Genomic DNA, 24,216 nt, shown 5'->3' with positions numbered 1-24,216 from the left:
TCACGCCCGGCCTGATCATTTCTCGGGGATCAGCTCACCTGAAACTCGGCGATATCGGAGTAATCCTGACGCGCTGCCTCAAGCAATTCGCGCCAGTTACGAACATCCGGACGACGGCGCAGCAGCGCCCGGCGTTCGCGTTCGGTCATTCCACCCCACACACCGAATTCGATCTTGTTGTCTAGCGCCTCGCTGAGGCACTCCGTCCGCACTGGGCAGCCAAAACAAACCATTCGTGCTTTGCGCTGCTCAGCCCCGCGGACGAACAATTGATCCGGGTTCTGGTCTCGACATGCGGCGTTAACCCGCCAGTCCCCCTGCTCGAACATAGAGTTCCCCCAGCTCCTCACTGGATCGTCGGCGACTGTATTTCGTCCGGAGCCCCCCGGCACCGGATGCCGTGGTTCGGAAGTCGGGAGCCGAACCACAACAGTGCTGTCGCTGGACGTAGACGGACTGTAGAGCCCAGCGGTTCCACAACCAACCGACGGTTGTCGTCCCGTTATCTTTCACACTCACTACATCGGTTGGATTTCGGGCGTAACACTCCGTCACGGAGCGCGTACGATTTAGGCTGGGGGCGTGCGTGCCCGAGACGGCTTGTTGAAGCTTTTCGGTCTGTGTGTGCTGGCTGGCGTGTTGGTCGCGGGATTGCTCTTCCCGGCGGCGGGGTCACTCGGAGTGGTCTCCAACCGTGCTGGAGACGCCGTCAACAGCATTTCCACGGACATGATGACCAAGGAACCGCCACTTGTGACGACGATCACAGACAAGGATCGGAGGCCGATCGCTTACCTGTTCAACCAAGATCGGACGCCGGCCGCTCCTGACCAGATCGCCGACACCATGAAGGCGGCGATCGTGGCCATCGAGGACCGGCGGTTCTTCGACCACCACGGGGTGGACTGGGCGGGCACCGCGCGCGCCGCCGTGACCAACCAGATGTCCGGCGAGATCGCGCAGGGCGGTTCCACCCTCACCCAGCAGTACGTGAAGAACTACCTGGTGCACGTGGTGGCCGCCGACGACCCGGTCAAGCAGGCCAAGGCGATCGAGCAGACCCCCGGCCGCAAGCTGCGGGAGATCCGCATCGCGCTGCAGGTGGAGAAGCAGCTCAGCAAGGAGCAGATCCTCGCCCGTTACCTCAACGTCGTGCCCTACGGCAACCAGGCGCACGGGATCGCAGCCGCAGCGCGGACCTACTTCGGCACCACTCCGGACAAGCTGACCATCGCCCAGTCGGCGCTGCTGGCGGGCATGGTCAACAGCCCCAGCGCGCTGAACCCGGAGAGCAACCCGGAGGAGGCGCTCAACCGGCGCAACCTGGTGATCAAGGCGATGGAGGACCAGCGCCGGATCACCCCGGAAGCCGCCAACGAGGCCCGCAACGCGCCGCTCGGCCTGGTCACGCCGTTGCAGAACATCCCCAACGGCTGCGTCGGAGCCGGCCCGTCCGACGGGTTCTTCTGCCGCTACGTCATCGACTACCTGGAGCGCGCCGGGTTCACCGAGGAGCAGCTCAAGACCGGCGGTTACACGATCCACACGTCGATGGACAAGCGCGCCACCGACGCGGCCAAGGCCGCCGCCGAGCGCGGCGTGCCGAAGACGACCAAGGGCATCGCGAACGTGATGAGCGTCGTCGAACCCGGCAAGGAGAAGCACAAGGTGCGCGCGCTGGTCGCCAACCGCGACTTCGGCATCGACGCGTCGAAGGGCCAGACCTCCTACGCGCTGCCCAGCGGCGTGGCGAAGTTCGGCGCCGGGTCGATCTACAAGGTGTTCACCGCGGCGGCGGCGCTGGAGAAGGGGATGGGGATCTACAACACCATCCAGTCGCCCGGGTCCTACACCTCGCAGGTCTACCGCAACGGTTCCCGGCCCTACACGGTCGGCAACGCCGAAGGCGTCGCACCGGGACCGCGCACGCTGCAGATGGCGCTGGCGACGTCGCCGAACACCGCGTTCGTCGCGTTGCAGGAGCGGGCCGGGCTGAATTCCACGGTGGACATGGCGGCCCGGCTGGGCATGCGGCAGACGCTGCTGCACAACACCGCCAGCGGGGATCCGGTCACGCCCAACGGCTCCGGCGGACTGTCGCAGGCGGAGTTCATGAAGCAGAAGAACATGGGTGCGTTCACGCTCGGGTTCGCGCCGACCAGTCCGCTGGAACTCAGCAACGTCGGGGCCACGATCATGAGCGGCGGCACCTGGTGCCCGCCGACGCCGATCGAGCAGATCCAGGACCGCAACGGCAATCCGGTGTCGATCACCGAAGACCCGTGCGAGCAGGCAGTCGATGAGCAGCTGGCCAACGCGTTGGCCGTCGGCATGAGCAAGGACGACACCGGCGGCGGCACGGCTGCTGCGGCGGCCAGCGGCGCGGGCTGGACCCGTCCGGTGGCGTCCAAGACCGGTACCACCGAGGCCCACCAGTCGGCCGGGTTCCTCGGTGCGACACCGCAGTACGCGGGTTCGGTGCTGACCTTCAGCGACGGCACCTCGCCGCAGGGCATCTGCGACAGCGACCCGCCACGGCTCTGCGGCGCCAACGGCGGCAACATCTACGGCGGCAAGGTCCCCGCGCGGACCTGGTTCGACGCGATGAACGTGATCCACGAGGGACTGCCGGTCGCTCCGCTGCCGCCGACCACCGACCGCTACGAGAACGGCGGCGACGAGTTCCACGTGCCCAACGTGGTCGGCCTGACCAACGAGCGCGCCAAGGAAACCCTGGAGAAGGCCGGTTACAAGGTCTCGGAGCGCTCGGTGAACAGCCAGCGCAAGAAGGGCACGGTGACCAGCCAGACGCCGCGCGGCTTCGCGCTGCCCGGCGAGACGGTGACGTTGTCGGTGAGCACCGGTTACGTTCCGCCGCCGTCGACGGAGCGGCCGGCGCCGCCGGAGGCCCCGCCGCCGGTAGCGGGTCAGCCACCGGGACCACCGGTGCTCCCGCCGGGGCAGCAGCCGGGCGGTCCGGGTTCACCGCCGGGCCGGTGACCGGGTGAATCGGGTTTTCGTAAACTCGCCTGCGTGACGAGAGCGCAGGCGAGCACCCGACGTGCCCGGTCCCGCTACCGCCTGGTGGAGGTGCGGTCGACCGAGCGGATCACGCCGCGCGTGGTGCGGCTGGTCCTCGGCGGGGACGAGCTGGTCGACTTCGTCAGCAACGGCAGCGACCAGCGGATCAAGCTCTGCCTGCCGCAACCGGGCAAGCCGATGCCGCTGGGCCGCACCCGCGAGGAGGTCTTCGCCCTCCCCCGCGACGAGCAGCCCCTGCAGCGCACCTACACGGTCCGCAGCTTCGACGCCGAGCGCCGGGAGCTGGCGATCGACTTCGTGGTCCACGACCACGACGGCCCGGGCAGCAAGTGGGCGTCGGAGGCCGAACCGGGCGACCAGATCGTCACGGTCGGCCCCAGCCCGGCCTACCAGCCGAATCCCGATGCGGATCCGCTGGTGCTGATCGGCGACGAGACGGCGCTGCCGGCGATCGCCGCGATCCTCGAAGAGCTGCCCGCCGGAGCCCGCGCGCAGGTCTTCGCCGAGGTCGCCGATGAATCCGAGGAGCAGCGGATCGAATCGGCGGCTGAGGTCACCTGGCGCTGGCTCCACCGCGACGGCACCCCGGCGGGCGAGGGCACCCTGCTCCTCGACGCCGTCCGCGACACCGACCTGGGCGCGGACCCCTACGTGTGGATCGGCGCGGAGGCCGAGGCGGTCCACCAGCTGCGCGAGCACTGCCAGCGCGAGCTCGACCTGGACCGCCGCCACCTCTACGCCCTCGCCTACTGGCGCCAGAACACCTCCGACGACTGAGCCGGTGGCTCAGCCCTGGAGCTGGGCCTTGACGATCCCGGCGACCTTGCCGCCCTCGGCGCGGCCCGCGGCCTTGGCGTTGGCGGCCTTCATGACCTGGCCCATCTGCTTCATGCCCGGGCGCTCGCCCAACTCGGCCTCGACCTCGGCGATGGCCTTGGTGACCAGCGAGGACAGCTCGTCGTCGGAGAGCTGCTGGGGCAGGTAGCGGCGCAGGATCTCGGCCTCGGAGGCTTCGGAGTCGGCCTGCTCGTCACGACCGGCCGAGCGGAACGCCTCCGACGCCTCGTCGCGCTTCTTGGCCTCCTTCGACAGCACCTTGAGCACCTCGTCGTCGGAGAGCTCCCGCTGCTGCTTGCCGGACACCTCCTCCTTGCCCACGGCGGCCAGCGCCATGCGCAGGACTCCGGTGACGGCGGTGTCGCGTTGCTTCATCGCGGCGGACAGGTCCGCGCGCAGCTTTTCCTTGAGCTCTGCCATGCGCCGATTATCGCGCCAGGCACGCGGGCGGCGGGCCGCCGACCCCTGTCGAGACGTAGGCTTGTGAGGGTGAACAAGTTCGGGCGGATTCTGCTCAGCGCGGGCGCGGTCGGCGCCGCGACGCTCACCTACTCGGCGGCCATCGAACGGCGACACTGGACGTTGCGCCAGGCCACGGTTCCGGTCCTGACCGAGGGCACACCCCCGCTGCGGGTGCTGCACATCTCTGACCTGCACATGACGCCGAACCAGCGGTCGAAGCAGCGCTGGGTCGCCGAGCTCGCCGACCTCGACCCCGACTTCGTGGTCAACACCGGCGACAACCTCGCGCATCCGCAGGCCGTCCCGGCTGCGCTGCGCGCGATGGGTCCGCTGCTGTCCAAGCCCGGGGTGTTCATCTTCGGCAGCAACGACTACTACGGCCCGAAGCCGAAGAATCCGGCCCGCTACCTGCTCCCGTCGGCGAAGACCAAGCGCATCCACGGCGAGCCGCTGCCGTGGCGGGACCTACGCGCGGCGATGACCGAGCACGGCTGGCTCGACGCCACCCACCGCCGCCACGACATCGACGTCAACGGCACGAAGATCCACGTCGCCGGCCTGGACGACCCGCACCTGCACCTGGACCGCTACGAGGAGATCGCGGGACGGCCCCCGGCCGACGCGGGGCTCAAGCTCGGCATCACCCACTCGCCCGAGCCCCGGGTGCTCGACAGCTTCGCCGAGGACGGCTACGACCTGGTGATGGCAGGGCACACCCACGGCGGTCAGCTGCGCGTACCGGGCTACGGCGCCCTGACGACCAACTGCGACATCGACCGCACCCGCGCCCGCGGTGCCTCCACGTGGGGCGAGCGGATGCACCTGCACGTCTCGGCCGGCCTGGGCACGTCGCCGTACGCCCCGGTCCGCTTCGCGTGCCCGCCGGAGGCGACGCTGCTGACCTTGCTGCCTCGGACCGAAAACCCGGACGCGACCAGGGAGAACGCCGAAAGCAGGACCCCGTACGGAGCGGGCGAGGGCATCCGCTAAGCTATATCCAGCGCTGAGGCGAGCACCCGAGATGCCTCAGAGCTGGAGATCGGGGTGTGGCGCAGCTTGGGAGCGCGCTTCGTTCGGGTCGAAGAGGTCGTGGGTTCAAATCCCGCCACCCCGACAAGGCAAAGGGCCTGGTCAGGACTCCGCAAGGAGTTCCGGCCAGGCCCTTTTCCTATGCCCAGAAGCGCCACTGGGAGAAAATAGGGAGAAGATCTTGGTCTTCCGTGCTTGCGGCTACCGCCCCCCTCCGCCAGTTGGGGGACCTCCACAACCAGCAAGGCACGGCGCAGCGCCGTTGAGTCGTGCGGGCCGATCAGGACAACCGGTTGTGAGCCCAACTACGCATGGCTGGCTGGATCTCGTTCAAGAAAGCTGACTTGGCCCGCGTGTAGTCGTCGTAGTCCGATGCAGCTGCGTGCTGCTCAGCGAGAGCGCGCTTGATCTGTTCGTAGCGACGTGCTTGGTCCGGGTGGTGCCGCAGCCAGTCGCGGAACTCAACGACGAACTCGGCAAACGGAGAATCGCATCGTCGGATGTGGAGGATGGCCTCCTCGGCGGGAGCATGGAAGAGCCGCTTCTCGTAGAGCGCGGCGTCCGTACGATCTCCCGGCCGTGGCGTGTCCATGTGGACCCCTGGTGAGTCCAGCCGTGCGCCGTGAGAGGGCACGAACGGGGTCGGCGCAAGAAGGTCGGCAAGTTCGGCCAAGCTCGGCAGGGACGGCATCCGGATCTGCAAGTCCACGATCGGCTTCGCAGCAAGGCCCGGCACTGCGGTAGAGCCAATGTGCTCGTAAGCGAACTGGTCAGCCCCGGCGAGCGAGACGAACACCGAGCGCAGCTCGTGAAGGAGCTTCTGGGCTCGGGCCGGCCAGGCTGGGTCGTAAGCAACGATGACAGCGGGTGGCATGCGGCGACGCTAGCAACGACCTTCGGACCTGGGGGCCTTCTCGGGTCGTCGCGCCAACTTGCGGCCGCAAGCGAGGTAACACATCGATCCGGCGGCTGCGGTGCGCCTTCTAGACGCACGAAGCGTTTGGTCGTTCAGCTTCATGCTCCTCGGCGCGCAGGAGGTCTCGTAGGGCGAGCACGGGACCGGTAGGCGGATCGGTTGCACAGACCAATGTGAGATGACGGCGGGCGCGCGGTCGGAGCGGAATGGCAACCACACCTCGCCCCTCCTCTACCGACAGCTCGGGCACTACGGTCACGCCAAGCCCTTCGCGGACCATCGCCAGGAGCGTGGACATCTCCCGTACCCGCTGATCGATGCGCAGTGAGATCCCGGCGTCGGCATGCAACTGGTCGACGAGCGGCTCGCAACCTCCATCGGAGACCAGCATCGGGTCGTCAGTGAGGTCTGAAAGCCGCACCGTCGGTTCTGCAGCGAGCGGATGCTGTGGATCTACCACGGCAACCATCTCGTCGGTCGCAAGTAGGAGCTCGTCAGCTCCGGGAGTATCGAGGGTGGCGCGGACTCCGACGTCAACGAGATGCTCCTCGATCCACCTTTCGACCTCCTGGTCCGTGCCTTCCCACAGCACCACCTCGATGCCGGGACACGTGCGACGCAGCGCGGCGATATAGGTCGGCAGCAGCTGGCACGCCGTCGGAAAGGCTGCGATGCGAAGTCGTCCGCGGTTCATCCCTCGTAAGGCACGGGCGTCTTCCTCAATGCCCTCGACCTGTCGGAGGACTGCCCGGGCCCTCGGAAGGATCTGCTCTCCCAGCGGAGTCGCTCGGACTCCGTCCCGACTCCGACGCAGGACTGCCGCCCCGAGCTCCTGCTCCAGTGCTGCGACCGCATGGCTGATCGCCGACTGAGTCCTCCCGAGTACGTGTGCAGCCGCGCCGAACCCGTTCTCATCAAGCGCAGCCACAAACGCTCGGAGTTGAGCAATCTGCATGAGCGTTCCTCATGGGCTGATGAAGTCAATTGATTTGATTCATGGATTCTGCCTGCTCACGATAGACCACGTCCTGCTGCTCAGTGACGAAGGTGAGTGTCGTGGTCGTACTGCTGTTGTTGGCCGTGGCGGCGCTGTGGGGAGCGTCGTTCCTGTTCATACGGGTGGCGGTCACAGATTTTGGCCCTGTCGCTCTGATCGAAACCCGCGTACTGCTCGCCGGAGTTGCGTTGTGGCTCGTCTTGAGCCTGGCACGCAGGGGGCTGCCAAACTGGCGGGCTCAAGGACGCCGCTACCTGGTTCTCGGAGCCGTTTCTGCCGGACTGCCGTTCACCTTGATCGCTGTAGCCGAGCAGGAGCTAACGAGTGGACTAGCGGCAACGCTGAACGCGACAACACCGCTGTTCACGTTGCTCATCGGAGCTCTCTACGGCCAGGAACAACTCAATGCACGACGGCTGGCGGGGGTCTTGTGCGGCGTAGTCGGTGTAGCCGTGCTGGTTGGCCTCGGTCCGCTTCAACCAAGCTTGGCTGTTCTGCTGGCGGTAGCGGCGAGCCTCCTGGCCGCCGTTTGCTACGCAATCGGCGGGGTCTATGCCAAACGCCACTTCAGCGCCACTCCCCCGATTACCGTCGCCACCGGACAGCAGCTCGGTGCCGCTGCGGTACTGCTGCCGATCACGCCGTTCGCCATGCCAGACAAGGTGCCCAGCGCCGCGAGCGCTGGAGCCGCGATCGCGTTGGCGTTGCCGTGCACTGCTCTGGGTTTCGCGCTGTTTTACCGGATCGTCGCCCGAAGAGGGCCGACCACGGCGCTCGCCGTAACCCTGCTAGTGCCGCCTTTCGGGCTCGTCTGGGGCGCCGTGTTTCTTCGGGAACCACTCACGCCGAGCATGCTCGTCGGATTGGTGATCGTGCTGGCCAGCGTCGCACTGATCACTCGCCGCACCTCGCGTGCTCAGACCCCGAGGATGGCGGCCCAAGGCGCCGAAGAGGTGTAGGTCCGTGACCCCGACTTCCGTGCTCGTATTCAGCGCCGTGGTCGCGCTGACGTACGCGACGCCTGGCCCGGATTTCGCCGTCATCGTTCGCTACTCAACCCAGGGACGCCGACTGGGAAACCTAGCTGCGCTGGGCGTGGTCGGTGGCATGTGCGTACACCTCACAGCCGCGAACATCGGCCTATCCGCGGTGCTCATGAGCTCCACGGCTGCGTTCACCGCAGTCAAACTCCTCGGTGCCGGCTACCTGCTCTTCCTCGGTTTGACGAGCCTGCTCGGACGGCGCGAGTCGGGGCTTTCGAAAACGGGCCATGCAGACGTTCCAAGCAAGCCGGACACCAGGGCAGGACGGCGAGCATTCGCACGCGGTGCACTGACCAACCTCTCGAACCCGAAGACCGCCTTGTTCTTCCTGAGCCTGATCCCCCAGTTCGTAGACCCAGCGCAGGAATCCGCTCCCCAGTTGCTACTTCTGGGGATATTCGCAGTCGCATACGGCGCGATGTGGTGGTTGGTGTTCGTAACGCTTGTCGACAAGTTGCGCACTTTCATGGACCGCCCAATGCCTCGACAGGTCCTCGACCGCCTCATCGGGGTCGCCCTGATCGGCCTGAGCATCCGTCTGCTCCGGACTCCACCAGCAGCAACATGACAGAAGGATGCTGGCCAGGACCGCGCAAAGCCCTGGCCAGCATCAACCTCTGTTATTCCGCCTCTGTCCGTTGTCTCAGGCTCGGCATGCCTGAAGAAGCTCGTTCAGTACCCCCACCGAAGAACGCGGCGAGATCTCGAACCGCGTCGAGAGTGCCTGCTCCCAACATCGGGTCAGTCCTTCGTCCAGCCTCGCCCTCATCTCGGCAGTCACGTGTGTGTAGCGCCGCTGGACCGACGTGTCCGTGTGCCCGATGCGTTCATCGGCCAGCACAGCCGGCGTGCCCAGCTCCTCCATGAGCGTCCTGTGCGAGTGGCGCAAGCCGTGAGGCGTTAGGCCCGGAGCGATCGGCACCCAGCAGCAGTCAGCGCGAGCGTTCGCTCCTCGACCTCGCGCAGGAATACCCGGCCACGGATCGGCCAGCACTGGCACCGGACGCGCCGGTTGCGGACTCTTCCTCGGGTACCAGCCGGTTGCGGCCGGCTGGAACAGCCACGTCGCGAAGCCATTACGTCGCCAGTGCTCGGCTGGCACCGGTGCCGCAGCACCTCGCACGTACCCGAGGTCGGCGATCGCCTTCTCGACGCGTATACGGGTTGCCTCCACGACGCTGTGGGGACGGTTTAGCACGTTCGAAACGGTCCCGGTCGAGACGCCGGCTCTTCGAGCGACGTCCGCCAGGCGCGCTCCCGGCCGACCGCTCACACCGTTCGCCATCCCCAAACCGCGGAACACGTACGTCCGCCCGTGACAAGCGCACGGTGCCGGAGCGTTCCTGGCCACGTGAGCGGCCACGAGCGTCGCCAACCACTCCGGAAGGGCGATCGTGCGATAGGAATCGTCTTTCGGCGGGCACCGCAGCAGCTCGCCGGTATCGAGCTCGTAGAGCTGCCACTCCACCCGCAACTCCCCCTGCCGCACGAACCTCGTCTCCAGGCCGACGAGCTCGCCCCATCGAAGACCGGTGAACCCCGCGAGCACGACGGCCACGAACTCGTCATCACGGCCGGAAAGGAGCGCTGCCCGCTCTGCGATCAGCAGCAGGCCAAAGGGATCGGTGATGACCTTCTCCGGCCCTCGGGCCCGCGAACGGCCGGCACGCTTTCCCCTGCCTCGGCGCTTAGAAGCCGGGTTGGCGCTGATGAGACCTTCCTCGACCGCATCGGCCAAGACCAGGTGAAGCGTGCCTCGCCACGTCGCGATACTCGATGCGGCATAGCCGCGCTCTCGCTCTTTCCGCTCCCAAGCGTCGACGTCAGCGCCCATGATGTCTGCCAAATTGGACTTCTCGAACTCGGGCAACAGGTGCTCTTCGAGGTGCCGTCGGTAGTTCTGCATCGTCGACGCGGCCAGGTCCTGCGCGGCGTACCACCGCGACGCGAAGTCTCCGAAGGTGATCCGCCCCAGCGAGGGGTCGCGCCATGAGCCGGCGCGAACCTTCGATTCCTCGTCGTTCGCGGCTTTTTCCGCCTCACGCTTGGTGCGGAACCTGGCCATCCCGCCCGATGCGTCGCGCACGGTGCCATAGCGACCGGGAGCAATCTTGAACCGGGCACGGAAGTAGCTGCCGCGTTTCTCCGCGTATCCCACGTGCTGCTTGCCTTTCTCCTGGTGGCTTGGTTGATCAGGCCGTGCGCTTCGTGACGTCGTTCGAGGCAGCCGGTTTCGGAGTGCGCGGAGGCCGGGCGCGAAGTTGCGTCACCGGCGCTCGGGTTGGGCTCTTCTTGCTCGTCCGACGCACGGAGGTGCTGGGGGTCTGCGGAGCCGGCTCCGGGCGGCGCTCCAGGATCTGCAACAGCTCCTCGAACTGCTGCCGGGTGAACCGAACCGCGCCCGCTGCTCGTGTGTGGGGAAAGCGATTCCGCCGGCACTGTTCGCGGACCCACCAACCGGACCTGCCAAGCCGCGCCGCGACTTCTTCCGGTGTGTAGAGGACGGGCAGGCCATCGGGCTCGTTTCGTGTGGTCATGCGATCCCCCTGCGGTTCGTGGCGGCTTGGCATGGAACGGGCGGGCCGGGACTCTCGGTGAAAATCAGGGACAGGCATGGGCGCTCGCGGCGTATGCATGTCTTGTTTCCTCCCCTGCTCGGGCACGTGCGTGCCCTGCTCGCGCTATGCGGGCTGTTTGGTGCGGTGGGTCTGCGGAAGAAGCGGAAATGCGGAAGAAGTCCTGAAGATCGCCTTGTGACCTGGTGTTTTGGTGCTGGTACTTCTTCCGGGGTGGGTGCGGAAGAAGTGCGGAGAAAGTCGGCGTGGGGGCTTTTTCCGCAGTTCTTCCGCAGGGGTCGCGGCGAAAGTCGCGTGCTGGTTGTGCCTGGTCAGGGCGGTTGCTCTGGGACTTTTTCCGCACTTCCGCTTCTTCCGCAGGGCTGGCGAGCCTGGGGGCGGAGGATGAACCGGGTTGAGGGCCGGCCGCGGCCGGTGCGGGTGTCCTGGGTGACGATGCCGTCGCGGATGAGCAGGGCGATCGTTTCGAGAGCCTGCTCGACGGCCTTCTTGTGGCGCTTGGCGAAGTCGTTGTAGACCTCGGACTTGCCGCGGCCGGCCTCTCCGGCTTCGGCGAGCCAGGTCATGAGGCGTTCGACTTCTTCCTGGTCGTCGAGCTGGCCGTAGAGCCAGTGAATGGACTCCTCGGTGTAGTCCCACAGCGCCCGGGCGGCCTGCAGGTGCTCGGCGTCCACGGCCTGGGAGCCATCGATGAGGGCGTAGACCAGCGCGATACGCGGGATCATCGGCCGCCCACGAGCCAACAGCGCCGTGACCGGGCCGTCCGGGCGGGGGCGGGCGAGGTCGCGGTAGATCGGCTCCCACGCCTCGATCGCGGCCGGGGTGAACGGCACCTCACCCAGCCCGGAAAGCTTGCGCAGCCGGTCAGCGAGCTGCCCGCCGAGGTCGGCGACCATCCCGTCGGGCAGGTTGCCGCCCTCGGGCAGCAGCTGGGTCCGGCGACTGGCCACGATCAGCATCCGGTTGAGCCCACCCCCGAACACCTCGGCGCTGGTCATCCGCTCCCGCAACTCGCGCGGCGTGACGTGACCGATGACCGTGATGCTCGGGTCGGTGGCGGTGACCGGGTTGGAGCGCGTCACCGACTGCAGGCTCTTGCCGTCCCAGGCCTCGCGCAGGGTCATCGACAGCGTGTTGCCCGAGCGCTCGAACTGGGCCAGCACCTTCGCGTACTCCTCCTCCACCACCAGCAACCGCCGGTCGGCGCGCGGAGTGATCTCGCCGGTGTCGTCGTCCTTCTCGTCAGCGACCTGCTCGATCAGGCCCTCACCCGAGGACAGGCCGCGGACGGTGCGCAGCGGCCACTCGGAGGTCTTGGCGACCTCGCGAAACAACCGCTCGATGACCGCCTGCGCCGTGCCCTTCGCCCCGTCCGAGGTCCGGCCGGTGATCAGCGGCCACACCCGCCCGGGGTGCACGCTGTTGGCGCGGTAGAGATACGAGCCGGTGCCGACCCACGCGCCGAAGGTGGACAGCAGAATCGCCAGCAGAGCCGCCGGGTGCGCCTCGGTCGTCGGCGCGACCTCGCGGACGATCCGGCCCGCCGTGCCCTGCAACGCCGCCGGGCTGAGGTTCGGAAACCCCACCACCGGCAACGGGGTCTCGTCCTCCCCCGCCGGGGTCGGGAACGGCACGACCCGGCCACCCTCACCCGGGTCCGCTCCGTGATCGAGGTGTTCTGCGTGCGTCATGCGGCCCTCCGGTGCTCGATCACGTCCGGACCGATGTCGCGCTGCCACCGGGCGAGGTCGGTGGCCAGGCGCTGTCCCAGGTCCACCAGCTCATCGCTCGGCTCCAGCAGGGCCGGCAGCTGTTCGGTCGCGGCGGTCTCGGCAGCCTGTGCCAGGCGCTGGGCGTGCTCGGCAACGGCACGGCGGTAGGCGGTTTCGAGGACGTGCGTGCGCAGCACCCATCCGGCCTCCGGCCACGGAGCCCCCTGGTAGGTCTCGAAGACCCACATCGCCAGGCCGTGAGCCTGGTCCTCGGTGGCGAGCAAGCCGCGGCGGCGGGCTTCGGCGACCAGCACCTGCGGTCCCGGGGCGACACCGGCCCCGGTGACCCGCACGGCCAGATCGAACACGACCCCGCGCACACCGGGGTCGGCATCGGATGGGCGCATCCCGGCCAACAGCTCCCTGGCACGCTCGGCGGAGCAGGCCATCAGGCAGCCCAAGAACGCCCGCACCGGGTCGAACTCCGTCTCGCCGTACGGCTTCTCCAGGTTCGTCACCATCGGCCTCCTTTCGGTCGAGTTGGTCATGGCGGGCTTCGTCAGTGGCGGTGGTGGTTGGCGCGGTGGACGCGGCGAGCGGCGTTGATGACCCGGCGGCCGGGGCGCAGCCGGAGCCCGGTGCCGGTGCAGCGCCGGCAGAGGCGGATCGCGCGGCCGAACGGGGCGCGGAGCTTTCCGCCACCTCGGCAGGTGCGGCAGGCCTTGAAGGGCCAGAACCAGCACGTCACGCCGTAACCGAACGTGACCAACAGGAGTGCGAGGAACAGGGCGGCGCTGGCGGAGTCGGCGGGGGTCACAGGTGGCCTCCTGGGCGGTTTTTGGGCGCACTGGCCCACGCGCCTCTAGGAACTAGGGCGCTGGTGAGAAAAGGGATGGGGTTCTAGCGGGGTCTCTAGACCTAGAGGCGCGGTCGTCTAGGTCTAGAGACCCGGCGAGGGCTAGCCGGACCCCTCGCGGTGGTTACGCTCCGCGACTTCCTGGGCGATGTCGGCGCGGGTGATGCCGATGCGGCTGGCGCCCTTGTTGTCGTCGGTGGTGCCCCACACCTGGGCGGTGCGGATGCCGTGCCGCTTCAAAGCCGCGGTGAGGTCGGCCGACTCGGTGTAGGTGCCGTAGACCTCGGGCTTGAGCTCGTAGAGGCGGGCGATGACGCGTTCGTTCCAGATCTTCTTCTCGGTCTCGCCGACCACGGCCAGGATGTCTTCGAGCAACGTGTCCTTCTTGGACACCGACTCGTCGACCTCCGGGGCCTCGCCGATGGCGTGGCCGGTCAGCGTTTCGGCCTGCTCGCGCAAGGTGCGGGCGTAGGCAGCGACCTTCTCCGAGGCCGGACCATCCAAACCGGCCACCGTGCGCACGATCTGGGCGTCGGAGCCTTCGCCGACGAGGTAGCCGATGCCCTTGTCGGCCCAGGCGAACGTCGTGGCCCGCACGCCCTGCTTGTACTTCGAGGTGCCCAGGACCATGTCGTTCTCCGTCTGCCCTTGGACCTTCAGGCAGAACCGCGTGGACACGTTCGCCGAGATGCCCGTGGGCAGACTCTTCGCGTCCGGGCGCTGGGTGGCCAGCATGATGATGATCCCGAGCGCCGGCCCCCGTTTGACCAGGTCAGTGCAGATGGCCTCGAACTCCTCGCCGACCTCGGGGTGCTCGAACCACACCTGGCACTCATCCACCCCGATCACGATCGGATGCAGACCCAAGCTCTTCTTGCCCGCGAGCTCTGGGGTGACCTTGTTCTCCGGCGCCAGGCCCTGCTTGGCCAGGTCTCGGATCAGCTTCGCCCGTCGCCGCAGCTCCTCACGGAGTTTGCGCAGGTCAGTAATAGCCTTTTCGATCTCTTCGTCGTCGTCTCCGACGCCGTGGGCGTGGGTGACCTTCTCCAGGGGGTCGAGGTCGCCGGTGCCCTTGAGGTCATAGGTGTGCAACTCCGCACGCGGGTCCAACGCCGCGATGAGCAGCAGCTCGCGGAGCGCGAAGGTCTTGCCCATGCGCGGGATCGCCCCGATCGCCACCGAGGTGAACATCAACCGCAGATCGACCCAGCGGCCGCGCTGGTCGGTGCCGAACGGCTGGGGCTGGAACAGGTCCACGCGCACGCCCTTGCGCAGTGCCCAAGCGGGCTGCTTGGCCTTACGCATGTCCTGATCCCCCACCCACAGGATCAACCGGCCCGCGTGCTCACCGTTGTCGGCCTCCGGCCACACACACCCGAGCGGCCGGCGCAAACCACTCGCGAGCTTTTCACGGCGGTCCATGATGTCCCCCGGCGTCACACCGTGCGGGAGATCGACGTCGGCCCGCCACCCCTTCCCGTCACGCGAAATGGGCTTCGGGAAGCCGATCCCCTCACCGCCCTTGCCCATCGCCTGGTTGATCCCCGAGATCCCCAGGGAGGCCAGGGCGATTTCGACGGCGTTGCTGGTCAGCTTCGGCACCTTCGTCGCCTCCACCGCCCGCGAGGCAATCGGCTGATCCGCCGGAGCACCCAACCAGCCCACGGCACCGAGGGCACCGGCCACGATCGCGTACTGGACCAGCTCCGGCAGCAGCGCGCGGCCGAGGAAGAACGCCGCCAACGCGGCCGCGCCCAGACCCACGGTGGCGTACATGCGGCCCCGGACTCGGCTATCACGCTGCCCGGACAGCCGCAGGTACTCCGCGGCATCGGCGCGGTCAGCGGCAGCGTGGCGAACCGGGCGGCCTTCGGCGTCGGTCACCCACCGCACGAACCCACGCAGCAGGCGCAGGGTGCCTTGTGGAACGCGGGTGAGGATGCGGGCGATGTAGACCGGGCAGCGCACCGCGTGGAAGGCGAAGGTGTGGCCGGCGTGGCCGACAGCCCACTTCGCGGTCTCGCGGAACTCCTCGACGCTGCTCGCCCACTGGGGCAGAACGGGTTCGCGCTTCTCCCGGCGGACCAGGCTCGAACCCGCGTTTGCGGCCTGGGGCTGGTCGACCTGCGGGGCCTGGTCGTCGTCGACCAGCTCCCCGTCGATCACCTGCGCCTCGGCCCCAGCTTCGGTCTCGGCCGTGGTCTGGTCGAGGTTGAGGCGTTCGGAGGGGAAGCGCAGCACGCGCGCCTGCTCCTCGCCCTGGTGCTCGTTGTCCTTGGGCTTGGGCGTGTTCGGCTGTTCGGTCATCGCTGCACCTCCCGGTGGGTGTCTTTGATCAGGTGGGCAAGGCCGGCGCCCATGCCGAGCACGGCGACGGGCAGGCACGCCACGGCGGCGGTGATGAGCCAGGGCGCGGAGGTCATGCCGGCGGCCTTCATCAGGTGGAACGCGATCTGCCCCAACGCGCCGAGGGCGAGCGAGCCGAGCGCGGAGTACTTCGCGAACCTGCGGGCCTTGGTCGGAACCTGGCCGGACAGCCAGACCCGCAGGGCATAGGCGGCGTAGGTCTCGACCCCGATCGGCAACGTGATCGCGGTGTTGATCGCGAACCCATCCGCGATCCCCGGCAGCGGGTGCACGATCCCGAACCCGGTCAGCTGACCGAGTCCGACCCACCCGGACCAGATCGCCACGAACGCGGGCAAAGCCAGCAACATGACCGGCCACACCGCCACCGGCTTCACCGCCTGGTCGACGGTGAGTTTGGCCGGGTCCGCGTCAACCGTGATCGGCTCAGACGCCACCTCACCAACCGTCTCCGACTCCTCAGCCGGAGCCGGGGCAGACTCGCTCGCCTGGTCCGTCTCGGCGGACTCGTGCCTGGGTTCGGCGGACTCGTCATCGTGGGTCTCGGTGGGTTCGTCCTCGGCCGGGGCGGGGTCGGTGACCACGTGCAGCCCGGCCGGGTTGGAAGCCTGGACCGGCTGCTCGTCCGAGAGGCGGTCCAGGATCTCGCGGGCCTTCGGTGCCCCGATGCGCAGCTCGGCCATGAGCTGGTTCCGGCTCGGCGTGCGGCCCAGTTGTTTGACCAGCTGACGGGCCTGCGGCAGCAGGTCAGCGACCGGCACGGGGTAGGAGCTTTTCGCGGTGGTCATCGGCTCACCCCCAAGGGAAGCCGCGGAGCAGGCACCCGAGCGCCCGCCGCGTCGACGGTGGCCATGACCAGCCGTAGGACCACGCCCAGACCGAAGAGACCGAGGCCGGCGGTGCGGGCGATCCCGGAGGTCACCGCCAGTGCCAGCAGCACGATCAGCGGAAGGACGGTCACGACGGTGATCCGCAGCAGGCCGGCCACCGCCAGCAACGCCAGCGGCAGCACCACGACCACGGCCAGGTGCAGAACCAGGCTCAACAGCCCGATGATCAGGGTCTTCATCGCACACCCCCGTAGGGGCTGGTGGCGATCCGTAGCATCAGAGATCTCCTAGCGGTTTGGTGATCGGTGGGAGACCCGGCCCAGCAGGTTGGTTTGGCGACTTGGCTGCTGGGTCGGGACATCAAAAAGGCCAGGTGGTCTCGCCGCCGTCGACGCGATCGGCAGCCCGGAACAGGGCCTCGGCCATCCAGGCGTCGTTGTTCTGATCGGCCCAATAGGCCTCATCCCGAGCCGCATTCGGCCCGTACCGCTTGACGTACTCCCTGGCCTTCCGGTCCCAGCGCAGCTCGCGCTGAGCCCGCTCTGAGGCGCACGCCTCGGCCTCCTCGGCCGTCTCCTCGGCGGCCGGTTCGGTGCGCTGGACCGGCAGGGGCTTGCCGGTGATCTGGGACCGCCAGGGCCCCTTCTTGCCTTGAAGCCCTCGGCGTTCCATCTCCAGGTAGGCCGCCGTGGGGACCTCATCGACGTGCGGCGGAGGCGCGTCGATCTCGAAGCGGTACGCGCCGCAGTCACAGGTCCAGCGCACCGACACCTCGCTGACCTGCTCACCACTGCTCGGCTTGTGCTCCGGGCAGGTCAGCTCACGCCGCCGCCTGGCACCCCGGGAGCCGTCCTCGGTCGAAAACCGCGGCACCCGCCGCCCGGACAACAGCCAATTCACCAGCCCGTTCACGCCGCCTCCCCGGAGTCCGAACCCGCGTCCACCTCGGTCGTGATCAGCCGCAGCACCGCGCCGGCCTCGCGACGCTCGTAGCGACGCAGCCGCGTCCGCTCCCCCGCGCCCAGCTCCGACCACACGAACGGCGCCACCGGCAGCTCGCCCAGCTCGTCGGCGATGACCTGCGACCAGTAGTCCTGCACCGCCTCCCGCTCGAACTCGTCGAGCTCGGCCTCGCAAAACGCGAGCTCGGCACCCACCGAGACCCTGTCCGCGTCGTTCATCTCTACCTCCAGATGTTCTAGAACTTTCTTGATGTTCTGTAACGTAAGAGCTAGGCGTTCCACTGTCAACCTGATGTGTCAGAACATCGAGTACGCTGATCGCATGGCTGCCAACGACGCTCGCGAGGACAAACGCCGTGCTAGCCAGCGCGTCGCCGACGCCCTACAGGGGCGGATCGACGCCGGCGAATTCGCCCCGAAGGAGCAACTTCCGCCTTACCGAACCCTGGCGGCGGAATACAGCGTCGCCCTGGGCACGGCCATCAATGCGGTGAAGCTCCTCCGCGACGCCGGCATCGTGAAGATTCGGCCCAATGCCGGCGCCTACGTCCCGGAACCGTCGGAACAGCTCGACGTAGTTGCGGAGCTCAAGCGGGCACGTGCCCAGCTGGCGACCCTCGACGAGACTGCGAAGGAAATGGGTTCGACGATCAGGTCCCTCGAAACTCGCCTGGCTGAGATCACGAATCAGCTGGACGAGTCCTCCTAGGAGCTGTTTAGGAACGTGGGGCCCGCTGGGTGAACGTGAAGAGGTCTCCGGTAGATGGATCAACGACCAAGAAGATCAACTATCCGGAGACCTCGGTGGGAAGCGTATCGGTGGGCGCGCGGAAGGATCTGACGGACCGGCAGTGGGCGGCGTTGCAACGGGTGCTGCCTCCTCGGCCGCGGGTGGGGAGATCTCCTAAATGGACACGTCGTCAGCTGCTCAATGGGATTCGCTGGCGGGTGCGGGTGGGTGCTCCATGGCGGGATGTACCGGAACGGTATGGGCACTGGCAGTCGATCTATCAGCTGTTTCGCCGTTGGCAACGCGAGAGTGTGTGGCCCTGGATCCTCTCGGTGTTGCGGGCGTGGGCTGACCGGTCCGGCCTCGTCGACTGGCAGGTGTCGGTGGATTCCACGATCAACCGGGCCCATCAGCACGCCGCTGGAGCGCGCCGTCGCCCTCAAGCGCAGGTCGAACCACCCGGTGATGAACCAGCCGATCACGCGTTGGGTCGGTCCCGGGGCGGATTCACCACGAAGATTCATCTGGCCTGCGAACAGGGACGTAAACCGTTGTCATTACTGATCACGGCCGGCCAACGCGGTGACAGCCCGCAGATGATCGGTGTGCTGGAGGCCATCCGGGTGCCGCGCCCCGGGCGGGGCCGTCCGCGTCGGCACCCGGATCGCGTGCTGGCCGACAAGGCCTACTCGTCACGATCCAACCGTTCCTACCTGCGGCGACGAGCGATCCCGGCCACCATCCCGACCCCGAAAGATCAAGCCGCCCACCGCCGCGCCCGCGGCTCGGCCGGAGGCCGCCCACCGGCCTTCGATCCCGAGGCATACCGGCGGCGCCACGCTGTGGAATGCGGTATCAACCAGCTCAAACACCACCGTGCCGTGGCCTGTCGGTACGACAAACTCGCCGTCCGCTACGAAGCCACCGTGCACATCGCCACCATCGACATCTGGCTCCGCACCCTCACCAAGATCGGTTCCTAAACAGCTCCTAGCGGCCGCCGGTCCCCGGGCTGCCCAGTCACGCCATCAGCCCCTGAAAGAACTGCGCGAAGCCGCTGACCAGGGCCAGGAAGAGCTCAAACGCTCCCTTCACCCATACCGCCGATTCGGCGGGGTGCTTCACAATGAGGACGAGAACCGCGAACGTGATGGCTGCACCGATGAGCTTGGGCACAATGCCGCCACCGGTCTGAACTCCGGGAATCGTCTGCTTAGCCATGACTTCCTCCTCAGTGGAACCGGCTTTCAGGGAACTCGGGCTGTTCCCGCCGCCGTTTCCGTTGTCATGACTCAAGAATCGCCGCCGCAGCGCTGACACATCAGTGCACAAAACAGGGCGCATTGGCGCACAGGGGGCACATGCCGTGTGCCTCGTGTGCCCCCGTCCGGCCAGTACGCGTGTTTTACTACCTGGCAGGAGGGGCACGATCATGGCTGCGAAGGAACCGAACCGTCGACTAGCTGCGCTGATGCGCGAGGCCGGCCTGACCAACAAGGGCCTCGCCAAGCGCATGACCGACCTCAGCAACATCGATGGCGGCGACCCGATCGCGCCTACGCACACCAACGTCGACAAGTGGCTGCGCGGGGAGACACGGCGCCCGAAGGCCCGCACCTGCCATGTGTTGGTTCGAGTGCTCTCCAACGCGCTCGGACGGCCTGTCACTGTCGATGACGTCGGGTACGGCGAAGTACCGGCTGAAAACGTCGACGACACCCTCGAATACCCCGAGACCCTGTCCGATTCGGTGACGACGCTGACGCGCCTCGCAGAGTTCGACCTCCGGCCGAACGGACAGGCGGACAAGCTGCTCGTTGTCCCCGCAGCGTGGAGCAATCTCCTGGTCAAGTGGATGTTCGGCAGCGATGGCGAGAAGTCGAAGCCGGTGGAACCACGGCCTATCAGCGAGTTCGACGTCCAGGCCGTGAAGGACGCCACCTCGATGTTCGCCAACTACGACTACCGCTACGGCGGTGGTCGCCCCAAACCCCTGGTCGCGCAGTACCTGGAAAGCGAAGTGCTCCCGTTGCTGCCGCACGTGCAACCGGACGCTGAACTGGGACGACGGTACTTCCAGGAGGTCGCAGCGCTTACCCGGTTGGCGGGCTGGACCTGCTACGACACTGGCCAGCACGCCCTCGCGCAGCGGTACCTTCACCAGGCGTTCCGCCTGGCCAAGGCAGCCGGCGACCGAGCATTGGCCGGCCGCATTCTCGCGGGCATGAGCCACCAAGCCAACTTCCTCGGCTATTACGAACAGGCGGTGCACCTCGCTCGCGGTGCAGCTCAGGGCGCACGCGGGCAGGCCACGCCTACGGCGATGGCGCTCTTCCATTCGATGGAGGCTCGCGCGCTCTCTTCGCAGGGCAACGAGCAAGAGGCAACCGCTGCGATGCTGGAAGCCGAGAAGTGGCTCAGCTCCAGCAACCCAGACGATGACCCGGAGTGGATCAGGTACTTCGACCTCGCCGAACTCAACGCCGAGTTTGCTCACTGCTTCCGCGACCTCGACAAACCCGACCTCGCGACCGAGCACGCAGCCAAGTCCATTGAGGTCTCTGAAAGCCTGTACGTCCGTAGCCTGTCCTTCTGTCGCACCGTTCTAGCCACGTCGTACCTCCAGGCCAACGAGGTCGAGCAAGCCGTCACCGTCGCCCGCGAAGTGGTCGACACCGCCGCTGGCCTGAAGTCATACCGCGTCAACTCCTACCTCGACGAATTCCGCGAGCGCCTGCGCCAGCACTCCGACTCGCCGGCCGTCGCGGAGTTCGAGTCGTACGCGGGTACGCAAGAGTAAGGACATCGAATCCAAAGAAACCATGCCACGCACACCGCGCCGAATGTGATCATCACCGTGTGGTGGACTCGAACGAACGTAGGCACGGCCGTGTCGGTTGGCAAGGGTGGCTCGGGGTCGGCCTAATCCTCAGCGCCATCCTGATCTGGATCCCAGGGCGAGTTTACGCCGCAGCTGGAGCTTTCGTGCTGGCTCAGTGGCAGATGCTCTTTACTGGCCTCGTCATCCTTAGCCTGGCGGGGATCGCGGGTTCGACTGTTGCCGCACGTAAGCGACTGGCACAGGAATCGGGCACCGACGACGAGGCGAAGCCGCTCTTGCGGGAGATACCTGGTTGGGCAATCTGGGCCGGAATGGCATGTCTCGTCGCGGTCGGTCTGCTCGCGACCTGGTGGCTCGTCACCAGCTACGGAAGCGGCGATTCGAAAACGATCGAACAGAACCGGATCAAGCTCGAAGCCATCAAGCTTGCGGGTAGCGTCGTCGTCGGCACTGGCGGAGTCGCTGCGCTCCTGCTGGCCGCTCGGCGGCAGCGAGTTAGCGAGTTGGATCTCCTACAGAGAGACCGCGTAGCCGACGCCAACCGACACGACGCAGACGAACGCCGCGCAACTGAGCAGTACACCGCAGCTGCCGAGCAACTCGCTTCAGACAAAGCGCCAGTACGCATGGCCGGCATGTACGCCCTGTCACGGCTGGGTGAGACCAACAAGAACCTCCGGCAGACGATCATCAATCTGCTCTGCGCTTACCTGCGTATGCCGGATATCAGCCTCAACGACAGCGCGTCACCGTCTGGGGAAAGCTCGGATTGCCAGGAAGATGGAGCAGCGGTGGTCCAGCGCCGCGAACATTCCTCGCAGTCGATAGTGCTCGACCTGGCCTCAGGTCCTCTCGCCGCCCTGACCTCGCTAGCACCAGATCTATCTTCACAGCAGCAGCAAGAACGGCAAGTTCGCCTCACAGCACAGCGTCTACTCTCACATCATCTCAGGCCAAATCGAGGCGACGACGGGGAACCCACAAGTCGCAGCTACTGGCCCGACATGGACATTGAACTAGCCGACTCCAACCTGCACGAAATTGACTTTACGGGGTGCGAAGTGCGAAATGCGGATTTCCGCAGGACGCAGTTCCACGGTGTCACCATGTTCGAGGGCGCTCAGTTCCGCCAGTCCACCTGGTTCGGCGGAGCACAGTTCTACAACACGACCTGGTTCGAGAACGCGCAGTTCCACGACGTCGCCGAATTCCACGGGGCGCAGTTTCACCACACCGCCTGGTTCGAGAGCGCGCAGTTCCACGAATACACCCGGTTCTCCGGAGCGGAGTTCCACGACGACGCCGGATTCTCCGGAGCACGGTTCCACTACTGCGTTGGGTTCGACAATGTACAGCTCAAACACGCTGAATTCAGCGGAGCGGAGTTCCACGACGGCGTATTCCGTGACACGGATTTCCGAGATTACACTGGGTTCTCTGGAGTTCATTTTCACGGCCACACCCGGTTCGAAAGCGCACGGTTCCACGACCACGCAGAGTTTGACGATGCGCAGTTCCACGGATACGCCGACTTCAAAAAGGCGCAGTTCCACGACGACGCCCGGTTCAGAGGTGCACAGTTCCACAACATCACCCGTTTCGAGGTGGGCTATTTCGCGAAAGAGCCCTACCTCGACGATGCTTGGGCGCATATGACTCTAGACGAACATCAGCAATCCACGTGGCCAAACGGGTGGACTACCGATGAGGTTGTTCTTGAAGACGCACGAGAAGTTCGGTGGTGGAGGCTAACTCGGGAAAAGCTCCGCCTTCGGTTCGCCTGAAACGGAGCCCAGAGGTTAAAAGGTCTTCCACTGCCGTGGACGTTCGGTGTCGCGGAGATCTGCAATCCTTCTGTGCACCTCGCCGTCAATCTCGGGGGACTGCCCGAGCTGCTGGGCGAGCCACGTGGTCATGTTGAGCTCCCTGATCGCTCGAATCACGGGGAACCCTTCCCAATCCAGCGGGTCGAAGCCGTATGCCTTGACGTACGCGTCGTATTCGTCGTCGCTGACCCAGCCCAGGGCGCGGTATCGGACGGCTTCGACGCTGGCGTCCCACTCGCGCGGACCCCAGCAGAAGTCCTCGAAATCTATGACCTTGACCGTGCCGTTCCGGTCGCGCATCAGGTTGGCCTTGTGGAAGTCGCCGTGCACTGGCCCGAAGCCCAGCCGGAAGCTCAGGCCGGCGAACTGCTCGTCGAGCTCGTCCTTGCGGCTACTGAGAAAGGCTCGTTCCTCCTCGGAGAGGAAACCGCCAATCGCCTTGAGGCGGCTGCCCACCTTCGGCATGGGCTCGAAGAACGGCAGCGCAAGGTCGGACGGCTCAGGGATGGAGTGAAGCCGCCGCAGCACCTCACCCAGCTCGCCGGAGCTGACCGGCTCGTCGCTCTCTTCGATGAACTCCCAGAATGTCACGACGAGATCCCCGACCGTCACGAACTCGCGGTCGGTCGGGGCTAGCTGAGCTGCGGGGAACTGGTGAGAGGCGAGCCAGGTAGCGATGCGCGCCTCTTTGCGGCCGGCCGTGATCGACCGCCCCACACGGGCGATGATCGGAGCGGAAGCGAGGCGGAACATCGCGTTCTCGCCCATGCGCACCAGTTCGGCACCGCTGGGGTCGACGCCGGCGCACTCGCAAGCGGTCTCCAGAACTTGGCGGGTGGTCTGCGGCGTGAACGTCGCGTTCTCCATCAAGCGCTGCTCCTCCTCGGCTCGCTCCAGCAGGCTACGGCCCGACCGCGCGGCTGCCTAGGCGACATACGGTCCTTCCACATGCCAGGAAGCGACAGTGCCGCCACAGGCGTTCTCATGGACAGCTGAGAGCTTCATAGACGGCCTGCACGGCCTTTTCCTAGGGGTTGGGCCGCGCGTCCGCAATCATCCGGGCTAGGAGCTGTTTAGGAACGTGGGGCCCGGTGGTTGAACATAGTGAGGTCTCCGGTAGATGGATCAGCGACGAAGAAGATCAACATCTATCCGGAGACCTCGGTGGGAAGCGTATCGGTTGGCGCGC

At 66.7% G+C, this 24,216-nt stretch carries 25 protein-coding genes and 1 tRNA gene; 10 read left to right on the top strand and 16 right to left on the bottom strand.

What is annotated here, in order from left to right; translation table 11 throughout:
* Positions 1-29 precede the first annotated feature (29 nt).
* Positions 30-329: a WhiB family transcriptional regulator gene (locus tag E1181_RS24285; RefSeq protein ID WP_132678156.1), complete on the bottom strand. Its 300-nt coding sequence runs from the start codon at positions 327-329 to the stop codon at positions 30-32.
* Positions 330-582: 253 nt separating this feature from the next.
* Between E1181_RS24285 and E1181_RS24280 the strand changes: the two genes are divergently transcribed.
* Positions 583-3,000 (top strand): penicillin-binding protein, encoded by a 2,418-nt coding sequence (locus E1181_RS24280; RefSeq protein ID WP_165944732.1) that lies wholly within the window; start codon positions 583-585, stop codon positions 2,998-3,000.
* A gap of 33 nt (positions 3,001-3,033) precedes the next feature.
* Complete coding sequence (locus E1181_RS24275; protein ID WP_132678152.1) at positions 3,034-3,819, top strand: siderophore-interacting protein; 786 nt, start codon at positions 3,034-3,036, stop codon at positions 3,817-3,819.
* 9 nt (positions 3,820-3,828) lie between these two features.
* Here the strand turns inward: E1181_RS24275 and E1181_RS24270 are convergent, their stop codons facing one another.
* On the bottom strand, positions 3,829-4,299 hold the full coding sequence (locus E1181_RS24270) for a GatB/YqeY domain-containing protein (RefSeq protein WP_132678150.1): 471 nt from the start codon (positions 4,297-4,299) through the stop codon (positions 3,829-3,831).
* Positions 4,300-4,368: 69 nt separating this feature from the next.
* On the opposite strand from E1181_RS24270, the gene E1181_RS24265 reads away from it, so the two are divergent.
* Both E1181_RS24265 and E1181_RS24260 read left to right on the top strand, forming a co-directional pair.
* Complete coding sequence (locus E1181_RS24265; protein ID WP_132678148.1) at positions 4,369-5,331, top strand: metallophosphoesterase; 963 nt, start codon at positions 4,369-4,371, stop codon at positions 5,329-5,331.
* Positions 5,332-5,381: 50 nt separating this feature from the next.
* Positions 5,382-5,455: transfer RNA gene (locus tag E1181_RS24260), tRNA-Pro, on the top strand.
* Positions 5,456-5,650: 195 nt separating this feature from the next.
* Here E1181_RS24260 and E1181_RS24255 read toward each other — a convergent pair.
* Entirely contained in the window at positions 5,651-6,244 is a 594-nt protein-coding gene (locus E1181_RS24255; RefSeq protein ID WP_132678146.1) for a GrpB family protein, read from the bottom strand.
* Positions 6,245-6,353: 109 nt separating this feature from the next.
* The gene (locus E1181_RS24250; protein WP_132678144.1) at positions 6,354-7,241 is read right to left on the bottom strand and encodes a LysR family transcriptional regulator; all 888 of its coding nucleotides are present in this window, start codon (positions 7,239-7,241) and stop codon (positions 6,354-6,356) included.
* Between the two features lie 101 nt (positions 7,242-7,342).
* Here E1181_RS24250 and E1181_RS24245 point away from each other — a divergent pair, with 101 nt between their 5' ends.
* Positions 7,343-8,242 carry a DMT family transporter gene (locus tag E1181_RS24245; protein ID WP_207922288.1) on the top strand — a complete coding sequence of 300 codons (900 nt, stop codon included), beginning with the start codon at positions 7,343-7,345 and terminating at the stop codon, positions 8,240-8,242.
* Positions 8,243-8,246: 4 nt separating this feature from the next.
* The gene (locus tag E1181_RS24240) at positions 8,247-8,894 is read left to right on the top strand and encodes a LysE family translocator (RefSeq protein ID WP_235877004.1); all 648 of its coding nucleotides are present in this window, start codon (positions 8,247-8,249) and stop codon (positions 8,892-8,894) included.
* Between the two features lie 75 nt (positions 8,895-8,969).
* Here E1181_RS24240 and E1181_RS33075 read toward each other — a convergent pair whose 3' ends face one another.
* The 10 genes from E1181_RS33075 to E1181_RS24190 form a co-directional block, all read right to left on the bottom strand.
* On the bottom strand, positions 8,970-10,484 hold the full coding sequence (locus E1181_RS33075; RefSeq protein WP_132678140.1) for a tyrosine-type recombinase/integrase: 1,515 nt from the start codon (positions 10,482-10,484) through the stop codon (positions 8,970-8,972).
* A gap of 34 nt (positions 10,485-10,518) precedes the next feature.
* On the bottom strand, positions 10,519-10,863 hold the full coding sequence (locus E1181_RS32970) for a helix-turn-helix domain-containing protein (protein WP_165944731.1): 345 nt from the start codon (positions 10,861-10,863) through the stop codon (positions 10,519-10,521).
* 350 nt (positions 10,864-11,213) lie between these two features.
* Complete coding sequence (locus E1181_RS24225; RefSeq protein WP_132678136.1) at positions 11,214-12,593, bottom strand: DUF3987 domain-containing protein; 1,380 nt, start codon at positions 12,591-12,593, stop codon at positions 11,214-11,216.
* Positions 12,590-13,135 (bottom strand): hypothetical protein, encoded by a 546-nt coding sequence (locus E1181_RS24220; RefSeq protein ID WP_132678134.1) that lies wholly within the window; start codon positions 13,133-13,135, stop codon positions 12,590-12,592. Before E1181_RS24220 ends, E1181_RS24225 begins: the two co-directional genes overlap by 4 nt.
* A 38-nt stretch (positions 13,136-13,173) precedes the next feature.
* Positions 13,174-13,431: a hypothetical protein gene (locus E1181_RS24215; RefSeq protein ID WP_132678132.1), complete on the bottom strand. Its 258-nt coding sequence runs from the start codon at positions 13,429-13,431 to the stop codon at positions 13,174-13,176.
* A 141-nt stretch (positions 13,432-13,572) separates the two neighbouring features.
* Entirely contained in the window at positions 13,573-15,777 is a 2,205-nt protein-coding gene (locus E1181_RS24210) for an FtsK/SpoIIIE domain-containing protein (protein WP_132678131.1), read from the bottom strand.
* Entirely contained in the window at positions 15,774-16,625 is an 852-nt protein-coding gene (locus E1181_RS24205; RefSeq protein WP_132678129.1) for an ABC transporter permease, read from the bottom strand. Before E1181_RS24205 ends, E1181_RS24210 begins: the two co-directional genes overlap by 4 nt.
* The gene (locus E1181_RS24200; protein ID WP_132678127.1) at positions 16,622-16,906 is read right to left on the bottom strand and encodes a hypothetical protein; all 285 of its coding nucleotides are present in this window, start codon (positions 16,904-16,906) and stop codon (positions 16,622-16,624) included. The genes E1181_RS24205 and E1181_RS24200 overlap by 4 nt, the downstream gene beginning before the upstream one ends.
* A gap of 121 nt (positions 16,907-17,027) precedes the next feature.
* Positions 17,028-17,579, bottom strand: a complete 552-nt coding sequence (locus tag E1181_RS24195) for a hypothetical protein (RefSeq protein ID WP_132678125.1) — start codon at positions 17,577-17,579, stop codon at positions 17,028-17,030.
* Entirely contained in the window at positions 17,576-17,848 is a 273-nt protein-coding gene (locus E1181_RS24190) for a hypothetical protein (RefSeq protein ID WP_132678123.1), read from the bottom strand. Before E1181_RS24190 ends, E1181_RS24195 begins: the two co-directional genes overlap by 4 nt.
* Positions 17,849-17,951: 103 nt before the next feature.
* Here E1181_RS24190 and E1181_RS24185 point away from each other — a divergent pair, with 103 nt between their 5' ends.
* Complete coding sequence (locus tag E1181_RS24185) at positions 17,952-18,338, top strand: GntR family transcriptional regulator (protein ID WP_165944730.1); 387 nt, start codon at positions 17,952-17,954, stop codon at positions 18,336-18,338.
* Between the two features lie 95 nt (positions 18,339-18,433).
* Positions 18,434-19,342, top strand: a complete 909-nt coding sequence (locus E1181_RS24180) for an IS5 family transposase (protein ID WP_132678182.1) — start codon at positions 18,434-18,436, stop codon at positions 19,340-19,342.
* Positions 19,343-19,379: 37 nt separating this feature from the next.
* On the opposite strand, the gene E1181_RS24175 is transcribed toward E1181_RS24180, so the two are convergent.
* Positions 19,380-19,580 (bottom strand): hypothetical protein, encoded by a 201-nt coding sequence (locus E1181_RS24175; RefSeq protein ID WP_132678120.1) that lies wholly within the window; start codon positions 19,578-19,580, stop codon positions 19,380-19,382.
* Between the two features lie 211 nt (positions 19,581-19,791).
* Here E1181_RS24175 and E1181_RS24170 point away from each other — a divergent pair, with 211 nt between their 5' ends.
* Positions 19,792-21,159, top strand: a complete 1,368-nt coding sequence (locus tag E1181_RS24170) for a hypothetical protein (RefSeq protein WP_235877003.1) — start codon at positions 19,792-19,794, stop codon at positions 21,157-21,159.
* Between the two features lie 185 nt (positions 21,160-21,344).
* A complete protein-coding gene (locus E1181_RS24165; protein ID WP_132678118.1) occupies positions 21,345-22,985 on the top strand; it encodes a pentapeptide repeat-containing protein in 1,641 nt (546 codons plus the stop codon).
* A 15-nt stretch (positions 22,986-23,000) separates the two neighbouring features.
* Here E1181_RS24165 and E1181_RS24160 read toward each other — a convergent pair whose 3' ends face one another.
* Positions 23,001-23,894 carry a phosphotransferase enzyme family protein gene (locus E1181_RS24160; RefSeq protein ID WP_132678116.1) on the bottom strand — a complete coding sequence of 298 codons (894 nt, stop codon included), beginning with the start codon at positions 23,892-23,894 and terminating at the stop codon, positions 23,001-23,003.
* Between the last annotated feature and the right edge of the window lie 322 nt (positions 23,895-24,216).

Source organism: Saccharopolyspora terrae, assembly GCF_004348435.1.
In the GTDB taxonomy this organism is placed as follows: domain Bacteria; phylum Actinomycetota; class Actinomycetes; order Mycobacteriales; family Pseudonocardiaceae; genus Saccharopolyspora; species Saccharopolyspora endophytica.
The sequence above is the reverse complement of the archived record's forward strand: the minus strand, read 5'-3'. Positions and strand labels throughout refer to the sequence as shown.